This window comes from Paenibacillus thiaminolyticus, from assembly GCF_007066085.1.
GTDB lineage: Bacteria > Bacillota > Bacilli > Paenibacillales > Paenibacillaceae > Paenibacillus_B > Paenibacillus_B thiaminolyticus.
Window position 1 is genome coordinate 1,856,567 of sequence record NZ_CP041405.1, and the last position, 16,692, is coordinate 1,873,258.

Annotated in this window: 18 protein-coding genes; 2 read left to right on the plus strand and 16 right to left on the minus strand. The window is 54.9% G+C overall.

What is annotated here, in order from left to right:
• Positions 1 to 55: 55 nt before the first annotated feature.
• Positions 56 to 691 (minus strand): O-methyltransferase, encoded by a 636-nt coding sequence (locus tag FLT43_RS08395; protein ID WP_087445307.1) that lies wholly within the window; start codon positions 689 to 691, stop codon positions 56 to 58.
• An 82-nt stretch (positions 692 to 773) separates the two neighbouring features.
• Between FLT43_RS08395 and FLT43_RS08400 the strand changes: the two genes are divergently transcribed.
• A complete protein-coding gene (locus FLT43_RS08400; RefSeq protein WP_087445306.1) occupies positions 774 to 1,940 on the plus strand; it encodes a THUMP domain-containing class I SAM-dependent RNA methyltransferase in 1,167 nt (388 codons plus the stop codon).
• A gap of 119 nt (positions 1,941 to 2,059) precedes the next feature.
• On the plus strand, positions 2,060 to 4,042 hold the full coding sequence (locus FLT43_RS08405) for an LTA synthase family protein (protein ID WP_087445305.1): 1,983 nt from the start codon (positions 2,060 to 2,062) through the stop codon (positions 4,040 to 4,042).
• A 112-nt stretch (positions 4,043 to 4,154) separates the two neighbouring features.
• Here the strand turns inward: FLT43_RS08405 and FLT43_RS08410 are convergent, their stop codons facing one another.
• From FLT43_RS08410 to FLT43_RS08480, 15 genes are all read right to left on the minus strand, one after another.
• The gene (locus FLT43_RS08410; RefSeq protein ID WP_087445304.1) at positions 4,155 to 5,675 is read right to left on the minus strand and encodes a glycine betaine uptake BCCT transporter; all 1,521 of its coding nucleotides are present in this window, start codon (positions 5,673 to 5,675) and stop codon (positions 4,155 to 4,157) included.
• A 108-nt stretch (positions 5,676 to 5,783) separates the two neighbouring features.
• On the minus strand, positions 5,784 to 6,071 hold the full coding sequence (locus FLT43_RS08415) for a hypothetical protein (protein ID WP_087445303.1): 288 nt from the start codon (positions 6,069 to 6,071) through the stop codon (positions 5,784 to 5,786).
• A 75-nt stretch (positions 6,072 to 6,146) separates the two neighbouring features.
• Positions 6,147 to 6,371 carry a YuzB family protein gene (locus tag FLT43_RS08420; protein WP_087445302.1) on the minus strand — a complete coding sequence of 75 codons (225 nt, stop codon included), beginning with the start codon at positions 6,369 to 6,371 and terminating at the stop codon, positions 6,147 to 6,149.
• A 113-nt stretch (positions 6,372 to 6,484) separates the two neighbouring features.
• Positions 6,485 to 6,745 (minus strand): hypothetical protein, encoded by a 261-nt coding sequence (locus FLT43_RS08425; protein ID WP_087445301.1) that lies wholly within the window; start codon positions 6,743 to 6,745, stop codon positions 6,485 to 6,487.
• Between the two features lie 73 nt (positions 6,746 to 6,818).
• Positions 6,819 to 8,033, minus strand: a complete 1,215-nt coding sequence (locus FLT43_RS08430; protein ID WP_087445300.1) for a M14 family metallopeptidase — start codon at positions 8,031 to 8,033, stop codon at positions 6,819 to 6,821.
• 147 nt (positions 8,034 to 8,180) lie between these two features.
• Positions 8,181 to 8,990, minus strand: coding sequence for a glutamate racemase (racE, locus tag FLT43_RS08435; RefSeq protein ID WP_087445299.1), 810 nt, complete (start codon positions 8,988 to 8,990; stop codon positions 8,181 to 8,183).
• A 245-nt stretch (positions 8,991 to 9,235) separates the two neighbouring features.
• On the minus strand, positions 9,236 to 9,577 hold the full coding sequence (locus FLT43_RS08440) for a YtxH domain-containing protein (RefSeq protein ID WP_087445298.1): 342 nt from the start codon (positions 9,575 to 9,577) through the stop codon (positions 9,236 to 9,238).
• Between the two features lies 1 nt (position 9,578).
• Positions 9,579 to 10,055 carry a DUF948 domain-containing protein gene (locus FLT43_RS08445; protein WP_087445297.1) on the minus strand — a complete coding sequence of 159 codons (477 nt, stop codon included), beginning with the start codon at positions 10,053 to 10,055 and terminating at the stop codon, positions 9,579 to 9,581.
• 732 nt (positions 10,056 to 10,787) lie between these two features.
• Positions 10,788 to 11,423 (minus strand): helix-turn-helix transcriptional regulator, encoded by a 636-nt coding sequence (locus tag FLT43_RS08450; protein WP_164776633.1) that lies wholly within the window; start codon positions 11,421 to 11,423, stop codon positions 10,788 to 10,790.
• A gap of 67 nt (positions 11,424 to 11,490) precedes the next feature.
• Complete coding sequence (locus FLT43_RS08455) at positions 11,491 to 11,913, minus strand: DUF86 domain-containing protein (protein WP_087445296.1); 423 nt, start codon at positions 11,911 to 11,913, stop codon at positions 11,491 to 11,493.
• A gap of 113 nt (positions 11,914 to 12,026) precedes the next feature.
• Positions 12,027 to 12,404, minus strand: a complete 378-nt coding sequence (locus FLT43_RS08460) for a cupredoxin domain-containing protein (protein WP_087445295.1) — start codon at positions 12,402 to 12,404, stop codon at positions 12,027 to 12,029.
• A 217-nt stretch (positions 12,405 to 12,621) separates the two neighbouring features.
• Entirely contained in the window at positions 12,622 to 13,020 is a 399-nt protein-coding gene (locus FLT43_RS08465) for a phage holin family protein (RefSeq protein WP_087445294.1), read from the minus strand.
• Positions 13,021 to 13,159: 139 nt separating this feature from the next.
• Positions 13,160 to 14,470 carry a 6-phospho-beta-glucosidase gene (locus tag FLT43_RS08470; RefSeq protein WP_087445293.1) on the minus strand — a complete coding sequence of 437 codons (1,311 nt, stop codon included), beginning with the start codon at positions 14,468 to 14,470 and terminating at the stop codon, positions 13,160 to 13,162.
• 53 nt (positions 14,471 to 14,523) lie between these two features.
• A complete protein-coding gene (locus FLT43_RS08475; RefSeq protein ID WP_087445292.1) occupies positions 14,524 to 15,495 on the minus strand; it encodes an N-acetylglucosamine kinase in 972 nt (323 codons plus the stop codon).
• A gap of 136 nt (positions 15,496 to 15,631) precedes the next feature.
• A complete protein-coding gene (locus FLT43_RS08480) occupies positions 15,632 to 16,534 on the minus strand; it encodes an AraC family transcriptional regulator (protein ID WP_087445291.1) in 903 nt (300 codons plus the stop codon).
• Positions 16,535 to 16,692 lie beyond the last annotated feature (158 nt).

Below are 16,692 nucleotides of genomic sequence, written 5' to 3' on the forward strand. Positions count from 1 at the left end.
TATAGCATAGCAACGGTATAAAGCCCCTGCTTCCACATATTTTTAAGCTGGAGTCTTATTTCACAATAGCAAGCGCCAGACCGTCATAGGCCGGAAGCAGCGTGCTGAGCAATCGTTCATCTTGCGCGATCGCGGCATTGAAGGCGCGCATCGCCTGCACGGACGGGCCCTGCTTGTCCGGATTGAGCGTTCTGCCGCGGAGCATGAGGTTGTCTCCGGCGATTAGAGCCCCCGGTCTCGCCAGCCGGATTGCGTATTCGAGATAGGCCGGGTAATTTTCCTTGTCCGCGTCAATGAAGAACAGATCATAGCGGGCTCCTTCCCGCTCCAGCTCCGCAAGAGAATGAAGCGCCTCGCCCACTCTGTACTCCACCTGCTCGCCGAAGCCGGCTTCGGTGAGATTGCGCTTCGCCAGATCGGCGTAATCTTGACGCAGCTCCAGAGAGACAAGCCGCCCTCCCGGTTCCAGTCCCCGCAATATGCAATAGCCGCTGTAGCCGCCCAGCGCGCCGATCTCCAGCGCATCCTTCGCATGCGCCAGGCGGGCCAGCATCGTCAACAGGCGCCCGTACCCCTCCGGCACGGATATATCCCGTATGCCCTGAGCCCGGATGCGCTCCTTGATTCGCTCCATGGCCGGATCGGCCGGAAATAATTGTTCCAAATAAGATTCTACTGCTTCACTCGACATTTTCCATCCTCCTTGCATTTTATGATATGATGAATGCCATACAAGTACAAGTGAGACAAGTAGAACGGAGTGTTGTTATCGAATGAACCGACCTTGGACGTTAATCGCGACCGCCCCGATGGGCCTGGAGGCTGTCGTCGCGCGCGAATTGAAGCAGCTTGGATACGAGGATACGCGGGTGGAGAACGGCCGCGTGCTGTTCTCCGGAGGGCCTGTCGACGTGTGCCGGGCCAATCTGTGGCTCCGGACCGCGGATCGGGTGCTCGTCAAGATGGGCGAGTTCCGCGCGCGAACCTTCGAGGAGCTGTTCGAGGGCACCAAAGCCATACCATGGCCGGACTGGATCCCGATGCACGGCGAATTTCCGGTTGACGGGCGTTCTCATAAATCCCAGCTCTCCAGCGTCCCCGCCTGCCAGGGCATCGTGAAAAAGGCAGTCGTGGAGCGAATGAAGCAGCGGTACCATAACGACTGGTTCGAAGAGACCGGTCCGCTGTACCGGATCGAGGTCTCCCTGCTGAACGACATGGCAACGATTACGCTGGACACGACCGGACCCGGCTTACATAAGCGAGGCTATCGCAAGCTGACCGGAGCCGCACCGCTTAAAGAAACGATGGCGGCCGCCATCATAATGCTGACCCGCTGGAATCCGCAGCGTCCGCTGTATGATCCGTTCTGCGGCTCGGGAACCCTGTTGATTGAAGCGGCGATGATCGGCTGGAATGTCGCTCCCGGGCTCCGGCGCTCCTTCTCTGCGGAGACATGGAGCATCATCGGCGAACAGGCATGGGAACAAGCGCGAGAGGAAGCGTTCGACGCGGTCCGTGACGACACGGAGCTCCAGTTGACCGGATCGGATATCGATCCCGAAGCGATTCGCCTGGCGCAAGCGGCAGCGAAGAGCGCCGGCTTCGCCCGCGAGATCGAGTTCCGCGTCTGTCCTGCGAGCAAGGCGAAGCCGGAAGGAGACTACGGGTGCCTCGTGACGAATCCGCCATACGGCGAACGGTTGAACGAGAAGGATGAAGTCGAGCGGATGGTGAGAGATTTTGGCTTCATGGCGAAGACGCTGCCGACCTGGTCGTTCTTCGCGATCAGCCCGAGCCGCCAGTTCGAGCATTACTTCGGCCGCCCGGCGGACAAGCGCCGCAAGCTGTTCAACGGCAATATCGAATGCCAGCTGTATCAATATTTCGGTCCGCTTCCTCCTCGCAGCAAGGCGCCGGCATCGCCTTCCGAATCATAATTACGCCCAATCGAACACCATCTGCCCTACAGCGGCAGGCGGTGTTCTTTTATTTTTAACATTTTATGAAAATCTGATAAGATGGGAGGTACGATTACAAGTCAAGGAAGGTACACGCAATGAATCCAATTCGTCAAGCCCGGCCTGATTCCACCGGCAGGAAAAGTTCGGCGGCCGCCCTGTTCGGATGGCTCAGCTTCGTCTTCTTCCTCACGGCGATGATGGGGAAGCTGATCTATTTCAATCGCACGCTGGCGATCCCGAATATGGCCATGAACCGGGACGACTACCTGGTCGCCCTCGGATCGCTGCTGATTGCCGGCAGCTGGACGTTCTGGGCGAAGGAACGATGGCGCCCGTTGCTCTTGTTGCTGCTTAACTTTGCACTGACGGTGCTCATTTTTGCCGATTTGATCTATTTCCGCTATTTTCAGGACTTCATCACGATTCCCGTCCTGCTTCAAGCCGCGCAGGTCAGCTCGCTCGGAGAGAGCATCGCTTCGCTTATTCACGGCAAGGATGTGCGGCTGTTCCTGGATTGGCTCATCCTCATTCCACTCACGATCGGGCATGCCCGCATTCGGTCCCGGGAATACCGCTATCAGCGCTCCATCTTGTCCGGCCGGAAGAACCGGGGACGCATGCTGCAGCGGGCAGCGGCCGGCCTGCTTGCCATCGTCGTCGGCACCGTGTTGGTAGCCGTGCCGGTGAAGCAAGCGACCAGTACATGGGCGAAAGGGCTGTTCAGTTCGGTCTGGTGGAGCGCCTCCGTTTATAATATTACGGGCTTGCTGGGCTTTCACGGCTTTGATGTGTACCGGTACGTGAAGGAAAATCTGATGGGAGGGGCCTCTCTCTCCGAAGCCGAGATCAAGGACGCGGAAGCGTGGTTCGCCGCCCATCGCACCGATCGGCAGGGCCCTGCGTCCTCTTTCGGGCGGTATGCCGGCAGCAATGTCATTATTGTGCAGGCTGAAGCGTTCGAAAATTTCGTCATCGGTGCAAAGGTGAACGGGCAGGAGATAACGCCCAACCTGAATGCGCTTCGCAAGGAGAGTCTTTATTTCACCCGGTTCTTCCATCAGACGGGTCAAGGCCGAACCTCAGATGCCGATTTCGGGGTGAACGCCGGGCTTCATCCACTGCCGGCCGGCTCCGTCTTCATCCGCTACCCCGGCCAGACCTATGACACGCTGCCGGCCATGCTCCGCGCGGAAGGCTATCGCACCGGAGCGTTCCATGCTTATGACGCCGGGTTCTGGAACCGTTATATTATGTATCAAAATATGGGCTACGACTTTTTCATGAGCAAAAAAGATTATGTTCTTGATGAGCCTGTCGGATGGACCGTCGGAGACAAATCCTTTTTCCGCCAATCGGTCGAACGAATGTCTCCCGAGACGCAGCCATTCTACAGCTTCTTAATTACGCTGGCAAGCCACCATCCGTACAAGCTGCCGACATCAGTGCAGAAGCTCGACGTCGGCCCATATACGGATACGATGTTCGGCGATTATTTGCAGTCGATGCATTACGTTGACGAAGCGGTTGGAGAAATGATCGCCGATCTGAAGCAGCGCGGGCTGTGGGACAAGACAATCTGGGTATTCTACGGAGATCATGACAACTCAATCGGAGAGACGGAGCCTCTCTCCAGGCTTCTCGGCCATCCAGTCAGCAAGCTGGATATGCTGGAAATGAAGAATCAGGTCCCGCTCTTCATCCATCTCCCTAATGGGGCGCAGGCCGGGACGTTTGATTCGGTCGCGGGCCAATTGGACGTCGCCCCGACGCTGCTGCACTGGCTCGGAATCGATGCGGCCGACGCCTATATGATGGGCCATAATCTGCTGCTGCCGGATCGGCGGCTCGTCGTATTGCGGAACGGCTCGTACACGGACGGGAGCATTTTCTATGTCCCTTCGGCCGACGGATTGTTCGAGCACGGCACCTGCTTCGATTACGCGGGGCGAGAGAAGACGGACGTCGCCCGCTGCCAGCCGTACGAGGCCGAAGCGAAGCGCCGCTTGACCGTCTCGGACCAAGTGATTACGAATAACCTGATTAAGCGGTTCCGCCAATCTTCTCATTCGCAACCGTGACATCAGCCGCTGTCCCCGTTGACAGCGGCTGTCTGCGTATCTCTTCCCGGGTGCCCGCCATCCGTTCACCTGCCGCCTTCTGCGCCGCCTCGCCTGTCCCCCTTCATCTGCGCTACCGCTCCTGCAGCAGCTCGTCCAGCTTCCGGCGCCGCTTCTTCTCCTTCAGGCGCCGATCGTACTCTTCGCGGCGCAGCGCCTTGGCGAGAGACGCGCACATGCCGAGCAGGACGACCGCGAACGGCAGCGCCGTCAGGATGGACGCCGTCTGAAGCGCATTCAGTCCGCCGCTCAGAAGGAGGACGATGGCGATCAGCGACTGGAAGATTCCCCAGGTGAGCTTGATCGGAATGCTCGGATTCGGGTTGCCGTCAGACGACATCATGCCGAGCACGAAGGTAGCAGAATCGGCCGACGTAATGAAGAACATCACGATGAGCAGCGTGGCCAACACCCCGAGCACATAGCCGGCGGGCAGGGCGTCGAGCGTCACGAACAAGGCGGACGTTATATCCTGCTGCACCGCCTGGGCGAGATTTATGCCTTCGAACATTTCCAAATGAAGCCCCGTCGCCCCGAATACGGAGAACCAAAGGAAGCTGAAGCCGCTTGGCAGCAGCAATGTCCCAAGAATGAACTCCTTAATCGTTCTCCCCCTGGATATGCGGGCAATGAACAAACCGACGAACGGCGCCCACGTAATCCACCACGCCCAGTAGAACAGGGTCCATCTCGCAATCCAGGAATTTTCGGTGAATGGCGACAGGCGAAGACTCATCTGGATAATGTTTTGCAAGTAGCCGCCTAACGTCGTCGTGAACGTATCAATGATGAAGGAGGTCGGTCCGAGAAGCAGCGTGAAGATGAGGAGACCGAGCGCAATCAGCAGATTCGTATTGCTTAATATGCGTATCCCCTTGTCCAGGCCGGTAATGGCCGAAGTCAGGAACAATATAGTAACTACGATAATAATAATGATTTGAACAGTGATGTTCGATGGAATTCCCAGCGTATGCTGCAGTCCGCCGTTAATCTGCATCACGCCGAGACCAAGCGACGTCGCGACACCGAAGGTAGTGGCGATAATGGCCAAAACGTCAATCACTTTGCCAATGGAACCGTCCACGCGTTCTCCGAGCAACGGATAGAACGTATGGCTTATCAGTCCTTTATGTTGTTGGCGGAAGGTGAAATAAGCGAGAGCGAGTGACACGAGCGAATAAATCCCCCATGGATGAAGGCCCCAATGGAAGAAGGAATAGCGCATCGCTTCGCGTGCCGCATCCGGCGTCATTCCCGCGGCGGCGGGCGGGTTCATATAATGGCTGAGCGGCTCGGCGACTCCCCAGAATACGAGCCCAATCCCCATTCCCGCACTGAACAGCATTGCGAACCAGGTCAGATTCGAATATTCCGGTTCGTCATCGTCTCGACCGAGACGAATATGCCCATGCTTACCGAAGGCCAGCACGAGACAGAACAACAGCACGATCAGGGCCGTTATCAGGTAGAACCAGCCGAACCGCTCTGTCGTGAAGGAGAGCGCCGCTTCCGATTGCTGCGCCATGCTTCCCGGGGACAGCAAGCCCCACAGGACAATGACCAGGATGATAACGACCGATATTCCAAATACCATATCCCCACCCCTTGGTTGTTGCTCTTGATAGCATGTAGTATGCACAAAAAAAATCCCAGACGATTGTCTGGGATTCCGGCATTATTTTCATAAAAAAATAGCGCAACTTCATTCTTCACGATTTCCCCACTGCTCGCTATCGAGGAGAGAGCTTAACCGGTTCTGCTGCTCCTCGAGCATCGCTTCTGCCAGTTCCACCGGCTGCTGGTTCAAGCTCAGTCCGGCCTGCTCGACGGCCCGTTCCGCATGCTCCAGCGATTGCTCGGCTTGCTCGACGGACTGCTCCGACGGATGAGACATCGCCTGAGATACCGCATTGCGCGCGGTCTTGACCGCATTCTGGGCCTGGGAGATCGGATTCTGCGACTGCAGGCTGGAGTCATACTTGTTCGGCATGCTGTAAGCCTCCTTCGTCTGTGTTAATCATAAGCAACGTTAGGTTGTGCTCGACAGCATTTTCTATACCGACAGCTATCCCTTCAGGAAAGCCTTCGCCTTCTCGATGGCCTCGTCCTCCGTCGGCGCCGTTACATATCTTCCGTTAACAAAAATAAATACCCGCTTCAGGCAATGGCCGCAGTACGACTTGCAGCCTATTTTAATTTCCGCCTCGGGATCCAGCTTCTTCACCTTCGGCAGGAACGACTTCATGCTGATGTGGCGGCATTTATCACATATACGTATATCATTTGCCATGATTGCTCACTCCATCTTAATCCCTTCGTCTTGATGTAAAAAGAAAGACCGATGTTGCTATAGTTATTGTAAGGGAATGGCCCTGCAGAAGCAACCGGTATGACCACAATCTTCTAGCGGACGGGATCGTATTTCATGACCCGCTTGGAGAACCATGGCATCAGAATCATCGTGAACAGGATATCGTCGATCGGCATAAATGGCATCACATCAGGCATTACCCAATACAAAAGGACCAGTCCGACAAATATCCCTTTCTCCTTCAGCGGAACCCGGGGCGAGAACAACAACCGCGGAGCCGCTCGGAAAAGCAAGATGATCCGGCGGACAGGATTCCTGCTTCCGGCCTTGGCGGACATATGATTGCGGCCCATCCGCACACCTCCTTGCCCCTAGTGTGCGCCATCCGGCTCGCATCATACAGCCCTCCTGAGGAGGTCTGGCGGTCTATTCCTGGACCTGCCCGTTCAATGATTCCCGCAATATCGCCGCCACTTCCTTATACATTCCGTCGAAGTCATGTAATGGCAGCGGGCTGACACCGAGACCGACCTCGACCGTGAACCCGGGCTTACGGAAGCGCTGAATGAACCAATCCTTGTATCCGGCGTCGTTGCCCGACAGCTTGACTGCCCGGTAACCGCTCACCGATTCGAACCGTTCCGCCCATGTGACCGCTTCGGGGGGTTCGTAATCACGGTAATTCCAGTAAATTTCTTGCCCTTGCGTATGGAAGGACAGCACCAGCTCGAACGAATTCCGTTCCGTATAGGATGCGAGCGCGGCGGCCTCGGGCTCGGAGAGCGGATGCTCCCCACCGTAATTGAGCGGCCCTGGAGAACGCATACCGCGCCGGGCCCGCTCCTCCTCCCAATGGGCCGGGAACTGATCGTTCAGGTCGACGCCGCGGATGTTCGCTTTCCACCGTTGAAAGCGCCGGGATCCCTGATTCCATTCCATCACCGAGGAATAGAACGGATGCCGCGGGGAGATGCCCTCCTGCGCCAATTCGATACCGTCCGGATTGACCATAGGCACGATTTTCAGCACCGTTCGCTCGAAGGCAGACCGTGCATCCCAGCCAAGCCATGTTTTTCCGCTGTGGCACGCTCGTGCATAATCTTCTATGAACTGCATGAGCAGCGCCGAAGTAATCCATTCATTCGCATGGACACCGCCATTCGCATGAATCGGCACATGCCCTCGTCCGATGCTGACGGCCAGGATCGGCATGCCGAGGACGCTATGTCCGATCGTCTCGACTTGGACGCATGAATAGCGGCGGCTTAATTGCTGAAGATCCCCCATCAGTTGGGCAGGGCCATATTCCGCTTTTTTCCGAAGCGTCTCATTTGTACACACGTATGGGATAAACACCCTCTGCCCGGCCGTTAGCCGGTCCGGAGTCAAGGATGAATTCACAGAGCGCAGCAGCCCTTCCGGAACACCATGCCCGGCGGCAATCCGGCACAAGGTATCGTTCGGCTGGACAACATAAGTACCGTATGGACGCGCCGGTATCATGAGAACATGCCCGGGAAGCGCATATTCGTCGGGATCAAGCTGTGGATTGCAAGCAAATAGCGCAGGCATATTAATCCCATGCCGGGCGCAAATGCGCAAGTAGGTATCTCTAGGCTGTACCGTGTAGGGAATATGCATCGTTCCACCCTCCTTCATTTCCTCATTGATGCATATGCCCCGTACGAAGCGGACATGACTGGACACCTGCACATACCAAAAAAAAGCATGCCCTCCGCGACAATCGCGAAAGGCATGCACTTCAGCATAAGGAAAAACGTATAATAGCTATAAGATTTGGGACATTCGCCACACGACGGGCACGGCGCATATTTGTTCACCCAGCCAAGCGCGGGCGATCTTCTGGAACAATTCCGGATCTCCACTGCAAAAAAATTGATGAACCGGCGTCTCCAAACTATGGGCGAGCTGACCTTTGTCATGCAAAATTGTACTGATTTCCCTTGCCGTCTCTTCGGCCGAGTTGATAAGTTGAACCTCCGGGCCCATGACCAGTTGAATCGCATCGGTTAAAAAAGGATAGTGCGTGCATCCCAATATTAATGTATCAAATGGTAAAGAGCGCAGTGGATCCAGCGCTTCCCGGACGACGCCCAGCGCTTCACTGGATTGGAACAAGCCTTTTTCGACGAGAGGAACGAAGGTCGGGCAAGCCTTGCTGACCGCATCCACATGAGGAGATAACCGCTTGAGCGCCTGCTCGTAAGCACCGCTCCGAATCGTCCCGTCCGTGCCGATGACGCCGATATAGCCCGTCTTTGTTGCCGATAGCGCGGCCCGGGCTCCCGGATAGATAACACCGACGACGGGAACTGGAACATAATCGCGAATCTCTTCCAAGGCGACCGCCGTCGCTGTGTTGCAGGCAATTACGATCATCTTTGGCTGGAATTGAATAAGATAGTCCACGATTTGACGTGTAAACAATCTCACTTCCTCCGAGGATCGGGGGCCGTAAGGCGATCGAGCGGTATCGCCGAAATAAATGATTTGTTCCTGTGGAAGCTGGCGCATGACTTCTTTGACGACCGTCAAACCTCCCACACCCGAATCGAGCATTGCTATAGCTTGTTGCACGATACACCGCTTCCTTTGTCTCTTGATTGACTGACCTGTGATACCATATGTACGGCAGAGCTAAAATGTACCTCGATCTTAACAGCAATACAGACAAGGTTCAAGTCGACTATCGTTCCATTTTCACACAACGCATGAGACGGCAGCACGCCGGAAGCGCTCCGTGCAATGGAGCATCCCCGCTCCGTCCTGACGAATGCCAAGAAGAACAGGGATGCTATGATTCATATGGTAGGCCAATAACCTTATCTGCGCGTAACTTCCAACTCCTTCTCCGGCTCCTCGGGTGCGACATCCACCGTATCGTCAAGCACCGTCAGCTCAGCTTCATCGTCAGCCTGACGCCATTGGCTCCATTGTTGCTGAAGCCCGGCCGTCTTCTCCCGCGCGGTTGCCAGAAAATTTTCTTTTTGCTCTTCAATCTGCTTCGCCAACCGCTGTGTCTTCTCATTCAACTGCTGAGCACCCTCCGCAATATCGGCGCGCAGCTCGCGGCCCGATTTGGGTGCCAGGAGCAGTGCCGCAACCGAACCAACTACACCGCCGACGAGCGTCCCGAACCAGAACTTCTTCTTACCGTTTGCCATGTTATTGCTCTCCTCCTGTCGGCACTGCTCCGGGTTCATGCTGTTGCCGGGATTCCGGCGGGGATCCGTGCCGGGGCTTTCGCCGCTGCCATTCGTCCCATCCCGCTGCAGCCCATTCCAGCCATTGGCCGGAGGATCGACGGGAATGGGAACCTGAATCGTCCCGTGAGGCGCCCGCCTGTCGCCCCTTGTGGCCGAACCACCGCTCGGCCTTACGTCCCCAATCCGCCAGCAGCCTTCCCGTCTGGCGAAGCGCCCCGCTCCACTCATTCAAAGCGCCGATGACTTCCTCGGCAGCCTCAACGGTCCGCGCGGCCTTCCTCGACAGAGCCGACAGCCGGCGGATCAGCCGCTTCGCTTCATAGGCACACTCCTCTGCCCGAGCGAGCGTCCGGCCCAAGCGAAGCAGCACGGCCACTCCGGCCCCGCAGAGAACTGTCCAAGCAACGGCCGCAAGCAGAATGCTCCAAGCGATCATGGCGGCTCCTCCCAATCTCCAGCATCAACCCGGGCAAATGCCCATGTTGTAATGACAGTATAGATAGATCGGGTTTGTCTTGACACACTTTTCACGTAAAAATTAATTGCTATTTTTCTGAATGAAATTGTGACCTTAGGACCAATATCCCCGTCGCGAAGTTGGCCTTCCTTGTGCCTTATAGTCAATATCCCTTCCGCTCTGTTGCCTTCCTCGAGACCTTATGGTCAATATCCCCGCCACTCAGTTGCCTTCCTTGAGACCTTATGGTCAATATCTCCGCCACTCAGTTGCCTTCCTCGAGACCTTATGGTCAATATTCCCGCCACTCAGTTGCCTTCCTTAAGCCTTGTGGAGTAAATAGCACGTGGGCAGGACGGAACTCTCCTGTACCAACGGGATAGCATCCAATACAGACAGACAAGGACATCCTCATCCTGGGCCAAGGGGATAGCGAACATAAGAGGCAGACAAGGACATCTTCATCCTGCGCCAAGGGGATAGTGAACATATGAGGCAGACAGGGGCATCCTCATCCTGCGGCAAGGGGATAGTGAACATATGAGGCAGACAGGGGCATCCTCAATCCTCCGCCAGGGGGATAGCGAACAGAAGAGGCAGACAGGGGCATCCTCAATCCTCCGCCAGGGGGATAACGGACATAAAAGGCAGACAGCGACTCCCACATCCTGCACCAGGGGAAATAAAAAACCGGGAGTTCCCTCCCGGCGGCTAGATTCGCTTGCGAATCCGGTATGTGCAGCGCTGGCCCTGCTCCGCGATACATTCGGTGCGGGTCACATCCGCGTCCAGCAGTTCGCGGAACAGCGCCAGCTCGCAAGCACAAGGCTGCTTATAATGTTGGGCCACCTGCGCGATGGGGCAATTGTATTCATGCAGCAGCCAGCTTCCATCCTCTTCCTGCTCCGTCTCAACCATATATCCATTATGCTCCTGAATGGTCCCTAGAGCTTCGACGCGTTTATCCAGGCTGGATTGGCCCATCTGCGGAGCATATTTTGCGAGCAACGACTGCTTGCGGCTCTCGAACAGCTTCCCGATTCCATCATCCTCCGGCCAGACCTCCATCTCCTTCAGCAAGTCCAGAATCAGTTGATGGTATTGCTTCGGGAACTGTTCATCCCCTTGGGTCGACAACCGGTATGTACGCAGCGGGCGGCCCATCGGCTGGCGCACCATCTCGGTCTCCAGCAGTCCTTCTTCCTCCAGCGCATACAGATGCCTGCGCACGCCCATTTCGGTCATGTTCAGTTCGATGGCCAGTTGGGCAGCCGACATCGCTCCGTTGGTCTTGAGCAGCATCAGCATCTGTTGGCGGGTCGACATTTTCGAATCAGACTGTTTCAATAGTAACCACCTTTTATTTGGCTTGTCTTCGTATCGACAACATTGTATCTTATCCCGGCGACCGAGACTAGATCATTTCTTTGGCAATGAACTGGCGAGCGCCTGCGGCGAACGGCGGCAACAGCTCCGGCAGCTCTGCCAGGGCGGGATGGAGCTCGCCTCTCTTCCATGCAGCGTAATCCTGAACGAGTGATTTGCGCAGCCGAACGAGGCCGAGCAGACCGTCATGCAGTTGCTCCGGTATGGCTCCCTCTTGCGATAAAATATCAACGATGTCTTCATAACTGCTGGCATCCCTCATCATAAATCCGTCGATCAGCAGACTGCCTACATCGGTAATCAGCTCAATGGCGATATGGAGCGCCCGTTCTTGCGCGTAGGAAGCGGTCAGGCTGCCATCCCATCCGTTCCGAATCGCATTCACGGCTTCCACGACTTGAGGAACCATATTCAACCGTTCCTCGATCTGTGCGGTATTGACATAGTACATCGCTAGCCTCTCCCTTCTCTGTCAGACACTGTCACAGACAGCATATCGAAGCTGGACATGATTCGCAACCACAAAAAAAGGAGCCCATCAGCCCCTTTTCCTGAAAAACTTGCCTATTCAACGATCAAATAAGATTTCATATCATCATGACCTGTACCACACATGACCGAACAGTGAATTACATATTTCCCCGGCTTGTCGAAAACAAAATCCTTCTCCATTTGACCGTCTTTCAGATCGATCTTGAAATCTTCAATGCCAGCACCGTGAAAACCAGATTCATTCACCAGCTTTAGGCGGACTTTCTCTCCAGCCTTGACCTTATATTCGGCCTGATCGAACGTAAAATCATTTCTCGCTACGATCTTGACAAGCTTAACGCCTTCTGGAGCTGCTTCTTCTTGCTCAGCCTTCGGCATGTTGAAGAGCAACAATCCGATGGCGAAAACGCACGCGATGCTGAACAATGTGAACATTGCCCATTTTTGCATAACTGTCATACGCCCCTTTGTCAGTTACATTCGTCACCTTTTATATTACAAAATCTTTCCTGAATCTCTCAACCCCATCTTGAAATTTTCCAAATCATTTTTGAAGTTTGTGACGAATTAATGAACAAAAAGAGAATTGTCTCTTATTTTTGCCGTATTTACGCGATTTCATCCGATGGGAAAGTCTGAACCTTCCTTGACATTTTCGTGAACAGCCTTATTGTTTTTCCTCATTATTTTTGAGGGTTGCGATCAATTTACGAAGCTTCGGCGGCAGGGGAAGACCGATGCGCCCGTAATTTTCCACAATGGACACAAGCTCGTTCGCGAGGTAGAAGCTGATGGCGCCTTCTCGTATCCATACGGTGCCGAAGACCGTATCCATATGATGTGCCAAAATGACGATAAACAGCATCAACCCTTTGCGGGTCAGGCCCCAGAACCCTCTTTCGCTGCTCAAGCCCTTGCCTTCCCGCAGCGAAGCGGCGATGCCGGAGATATAATCAATGGCTATGGCGATAATGAGAAGCGATAAGAGCGGGCTCCATGTGCCGAACAGGAAAGCGACGATTCCGCCAAGGAGCCCGCTTAAGCTGTTCAGAGCAAGCTGTCTCATAAGATCAACCTCCTCTTGTTACGTGATGCAATATCGTATGCAAGGTCTTGTCCATCCCGCCACGGACGGGTTCCATACTGACGAAAAAAATACGGACCCCCTCCATCCGAAGGCACGGCCCGCATCGCTATAGATATGATTATTGTTTGAAAAAGTGCGGCAAATACGCCCGATTCGCCTCCAGCATCTCATCCAGCAGCGCCTTAGCCACGCGGACGGAAGGGACGAGCGGATGATGCACCATCGCCTGCAGCGCAATTCCGCGATCTCCGGTGACTGCCGCTTCAATCGTCAGTTGCTCGTAGGTCTTCACAGCGTGCAGCAGACCTTTGATATGTTCCGGAATCCAGCGCGGCGGCAGCGGAATCGGGCCTTGCTTCGTAACGACACAATTGACTTCGATGCTGGCGTCGGCTGGGAGAAAGTCGTAAATATTGCCGTTCAGCACATTCAGCGTCTGAATATCATGTTTGTCGTTGTAAATGGAATTCATCAGATTGACCGCCGCTTCCGAGTAATAAGCGCCGCCTCGCTGCTCCAACTGCTTCGGCTTCTCCCGGAGCGACTCGTCCTTATACAGTTCGAACAATTCGGTCTCGACGCGGCTGACGACGTCGGCACGCATTCCGTTCTTCGCCAGCGATTCCTTCATCTCCTCGAACATCTCATCCCTCTGATAGTAATATTTCAAATAATACGTCGGAATCGCCCCCAATGAGACGAGGAATTCCGGATCCCAGCCTGTCGTTGGCACGTTCTTCGCATTGTACGCTTTCCCTCCGGCCAACAACTCCGGAAGCTTCTCCTCTCCCTTGACGGCAGCCGAAGTGACCCAATGAAGATGGTTGATGCCGACGAATTCCGGCAGAACCTCGGCTTCGGATACCCCATATTCCGCAGCAAGGAATTTCTTGACGTTGATCGGCGAGTTGCACAATCCGATCGAACGGACACGGCTATGCTTCGCGACCGCTTCCGTTACGATGCCTGCCGGGTTCGTGAAGTTGAGCATCCAGGCGTTCGGCGCCAGCCGCTCCATGTCACGGCAAATCTCAAGCAGAACGGGAATAGTGCGCAGCGCCTTCATCATCCCTCCCGGTCCGGTCGTCTCCTGGCCGATGACTCCATGCTGAATCGGAATATGCTCGTCCCGCTTCCGGGCTTCCAGCAGTCCGACTCGCATTTGCGTGGTAACGAAATCGGCGCCTTCAATCGCGCGCTCCCGATCCAGCGTAAGATGCACGTCGATCGGGAATCCCGATTCTTGGACCATGCGCTTCGCCAGTTTGCCGACTATATCAAGCTTATGCTTGCCTTGTTCGATATCGACCAGCCACAATTCGCGGATTGGCATTTGCTCATAGTTGCGAATGAATCCTTCCACAATCTCCGGCGTATACGAAGAACCTCCGCCAATGACAGCAATCTTCAACCCGTTGTTGTCTCCCATATTGGTACCTCCTTCATTTTGAAAAGCAAATCGCTTTAACTTATGATCGAAGCTTATCCGGGAAAAGTGAATGCCTTCAAACGTGCGTCCAGCTCCGGGCTGATGATAACTCCTGCTTCATCCATCGCGCTCAGCACCGCTCCGACGACCGGATCGGATTGCAGCCGGACACAGCGGGCCTTCGGCGCCACCCTGCTCACTTCCCGGGCCACCGCATCTTGAAGGTAAGAGCCTTTGCCCCGCATTAACACACTGCCGATAAGGACGACATCGAATTCGTCATCCGTCATATTCAGCCGGCGAATCAGCGCATTGACCGCATTGCCAAGCTCCGTTCCCTCCTCCTCCAATATGCGCTGCGCGACAGCATCGCCCTCGGCTGCGGCCTCGAACAAGCATTTAACCAGATCACGCGGCACGGACACTCCGTTATCCAGCACATCGGTATACATATCCTCGACATTGCCGTAATTCATTTCCTTCAGAATGAGCGGCGTCAGTCCTGTCGCTTTCCCCCTCCCGTCCCACTCTCGAATGACCGCGCGGAACGCCAATACCGCCAGGCTGGACCCTGCGCCGAATCCGTCGCCGAACAGATGTCCGTAGCCTCCATACTGCAATTCGTCGCCGTAGCGGTTGCGCGCGGCGCTGTTGAAGCCCGTGCCGCTGATGATTACGCCGCCATACGGGCGATCCGTACCTGCACGCATGCCGATCATCGTGTCGCAGACAATCGCATGCCTGGCGAAGCCCAGCTCCGCAATCATCGGCCGCAGGATGACATAATCCGGTTCGCGATCCGCTCCAGCCAGGCCGAAGTAGGCAAAGTTCACATCCTCATGCCTTAATCCGGCCGAAGCAAGCGCGGCTTCACAGGCGGAACGAACATTGCGGGCGGCCCCATTACGGTCAATCTGATGATTCCCGTTGCCGGATAGGCCGGTGCCCAGCACGTTCCCTTCCGCATCGATCAGCAAGGCGTGCGTCTTGCTCCCTCCTGCGTCGACTCCTAAGTAGATGCCCATCGGTTTCTCTCCCATTCATCTGCAAATGCACCCCTCCGCACCTTCACGTGCGAATACATCATCTGTGCTATATCCCTACCTTACAATTTGTTTTATCCCATTAACTACTACTAACCTCGTGAAAACTAATATGATCTTACTGTTTTTTCTTCGTTCGCTGATTGCGGATCTCGCTGGGCGACACACCGAATAGCTGCCGGAACAGACGATTGAAATTCGATAAGTTGCGAAAGCCGCATTCTGATGCAATATCAATAATTTTCTCATCCGATGATTCCAATAAATGAACCGCTTGGGTCAGCCGTAGTTGGATAAGATAATCAAGCGGCGACGTGCCGACCGCCTGCTGGAACAAAGCGCTGAACCGGGACGGGCTCAAATGGGTCAGCTCGGCTAATTCCTTCAGCGTCCACGGGTAAGCCAGATTGAGCTCCATCGTTAAAATAAGCTCCTTCAGCGCATGGATTCCTCGGTGCTTCACCGGCGCCGCCTCCCCTTCCGCGAGAGCGCCGTGCCGGTTGACGAGGGCGAGAAAGCGGGTCAATTGCGCTCGGATGACGGATGCGTAAGATGGAGCCCTCACTTCCATCTCCTCCTTCATATTGAGGAGGATTGCGATCAATTCATCGTATGCCGGCATGTCCCGATTGACCAGGTTGGTGAACTGTATGCCCTGTTCCCGGAACGGGCGAAGCAAGTCATGGTCATAACGCATCTCCATGGCCAGCATCCCGGGATCGAACATATGAACGTCAATGACCAGATGATCCGTCTCAAAGGCGCGATGCAGGTCCTGTCCATTGATGAGGATAATATCTCCCGCCTGAAGCTGATACTTTATACCATTGATCACACAAAATCCTGTCCCGCCCCGGATATAATTAATCTCCAATTCGCGATGCCAATGGAGCCGTTGAAAGCTTGGACTCACGCCTTCCGTCGTCGATACGAGGTACGGCATGGGCGTAGGCCAGCACACCGGATCAGGCATGATGGCCTTCGGCTTTTCCTGGGGTTCCGTATATACATTCCGATCCATTCAAGCTTCACCTCTCAATGGAAACGTTCTCTTTCTATTACAACAAAAAAAAGGAAATTCCGCAAAGAAAAACATTTCGCGTCCTGTACACAAATAAATTGACAAAGACAATAAAAAGACATTAAGATGTAAAATGCAAAAAACTAAAGGGAGCAGGT

Excerpts from the sequence above, each read along its gene's own strand:
- FLT43_RS08405 (WP_087445305.1), top strand. The coding sequence starts at position 2,060 with ATGAATCCAATTCGTCAAGCCCGGCCTGATTCCACCGGCAGGAAAAGT.
- FLT43_RS08470 (WP_087445293.1), bottom strand. The coding sequence starts at position 14,470 with ATGGGAGACAACAACGGGTTGAAGATTGCTGTCATTGGCGGAGGTTCT.
- FLT43_RS08430 (WP_087445300.1), bottom strand. The coding sequence starts at position 8,033 with ATGCATATTCCCTACACGGTACAGCCTAGAGATACCTACTTGCGCATT.
- FLT43_RS08395 (WP_087445307.1), bottom strand. The coding sequence starts at position 691 with ATGTCGAGTGAAGCAGTAGAATCTTATTTGGAACAATTATTTCCGGCC.
- FLT43_RS08420 (WP_087445302.1), bottom strand. The coding sequence starts at position 6,371 with ATGGCAAATGATATACGTATATGTGATAAATGCCGCCACATCAGCATG.
- FLT43_RS08475 (WP_087445292.1), bottom strand. The coding sequence starts at position 15,495 with ATGGGCATCTACTTAGGAGTCGACGCAGGAGGGAGCAAGACGCACGCC.
- FLT43_RS08400 (WP_087445306.1), top strand. The coding sequence starts at position 774 with ATGAACCGACCTTGGACGTTAATCGCGACCGCCCCGATGGGCCTGGAG.
- FLT43_RS08480 (WP_087445291.1), bottom strand. The coding sequence starts at position 16,534 with ATGGATCGGAATGTATATACGGAACCCCAGGAAAAGCCGAAGGCCATC.
- FLT43_RS08460 (WP_087445295.1), bottom strand. The coding sequence starts at position 12,404 with ATGCAAAAATGGGCAATGTTCACATTGTTCAGCATCGCGTGCGTTTTC.
- FLT43_RS08410 (WP_087445304.1), bottom strand. The coding sequence starts at position 5,675 with ATGGTATTTGGAATATCGGTCGTTATCATCCTGGTCATTGTCCTGTGG.
- FLT43_RS08425 (WP_087445301.1), bottom strand. The coding sequence starts at position 6,745 with ATGGGCCGCAATCATATGTCCGCCAAGGCCGGAAGCAGGAATCCTGTC.
- FLT43_RS08415 (WP_087445303.1), bottom strand. The coding sequence starts at position 6,071 with ATGCCGAACAAGTATGACTCCAGCCTGCAGTCGCAGAATCCGATCTCC.
- FLT43_RS08445 (WP_087445297.1), bottom strand. The coding sequence starts at position 10,055 with ATGATCGCTTGGAGCATTCTGCTTGCGGCCGTTGCTTGGACAGTTCTC.
- FLT43_RS08440 (WP_087445298.1), bottom strand. The coding sequence starts at position 9,577 with ATGGCAAACGGTAAGAAGAAGTTCTGGTTCGGGACGCTCGTCGGCGGT.
- FLT43_RS08455 (WP_087445296.1), bottom strand. The coding sequence starts at position 11,913 with ATGTACTATGTCAATACCGCACAGATCGAGGAACGGTTGAATATGGTT.
- FLT43_RS08465 (WP_087445294.1), bottom strand. The coding sequence starts at position 13,020 with ATGAGACAGCTTGCTCTGAACAGCTTAAGCGGGCTCCTTGGCGGAATC.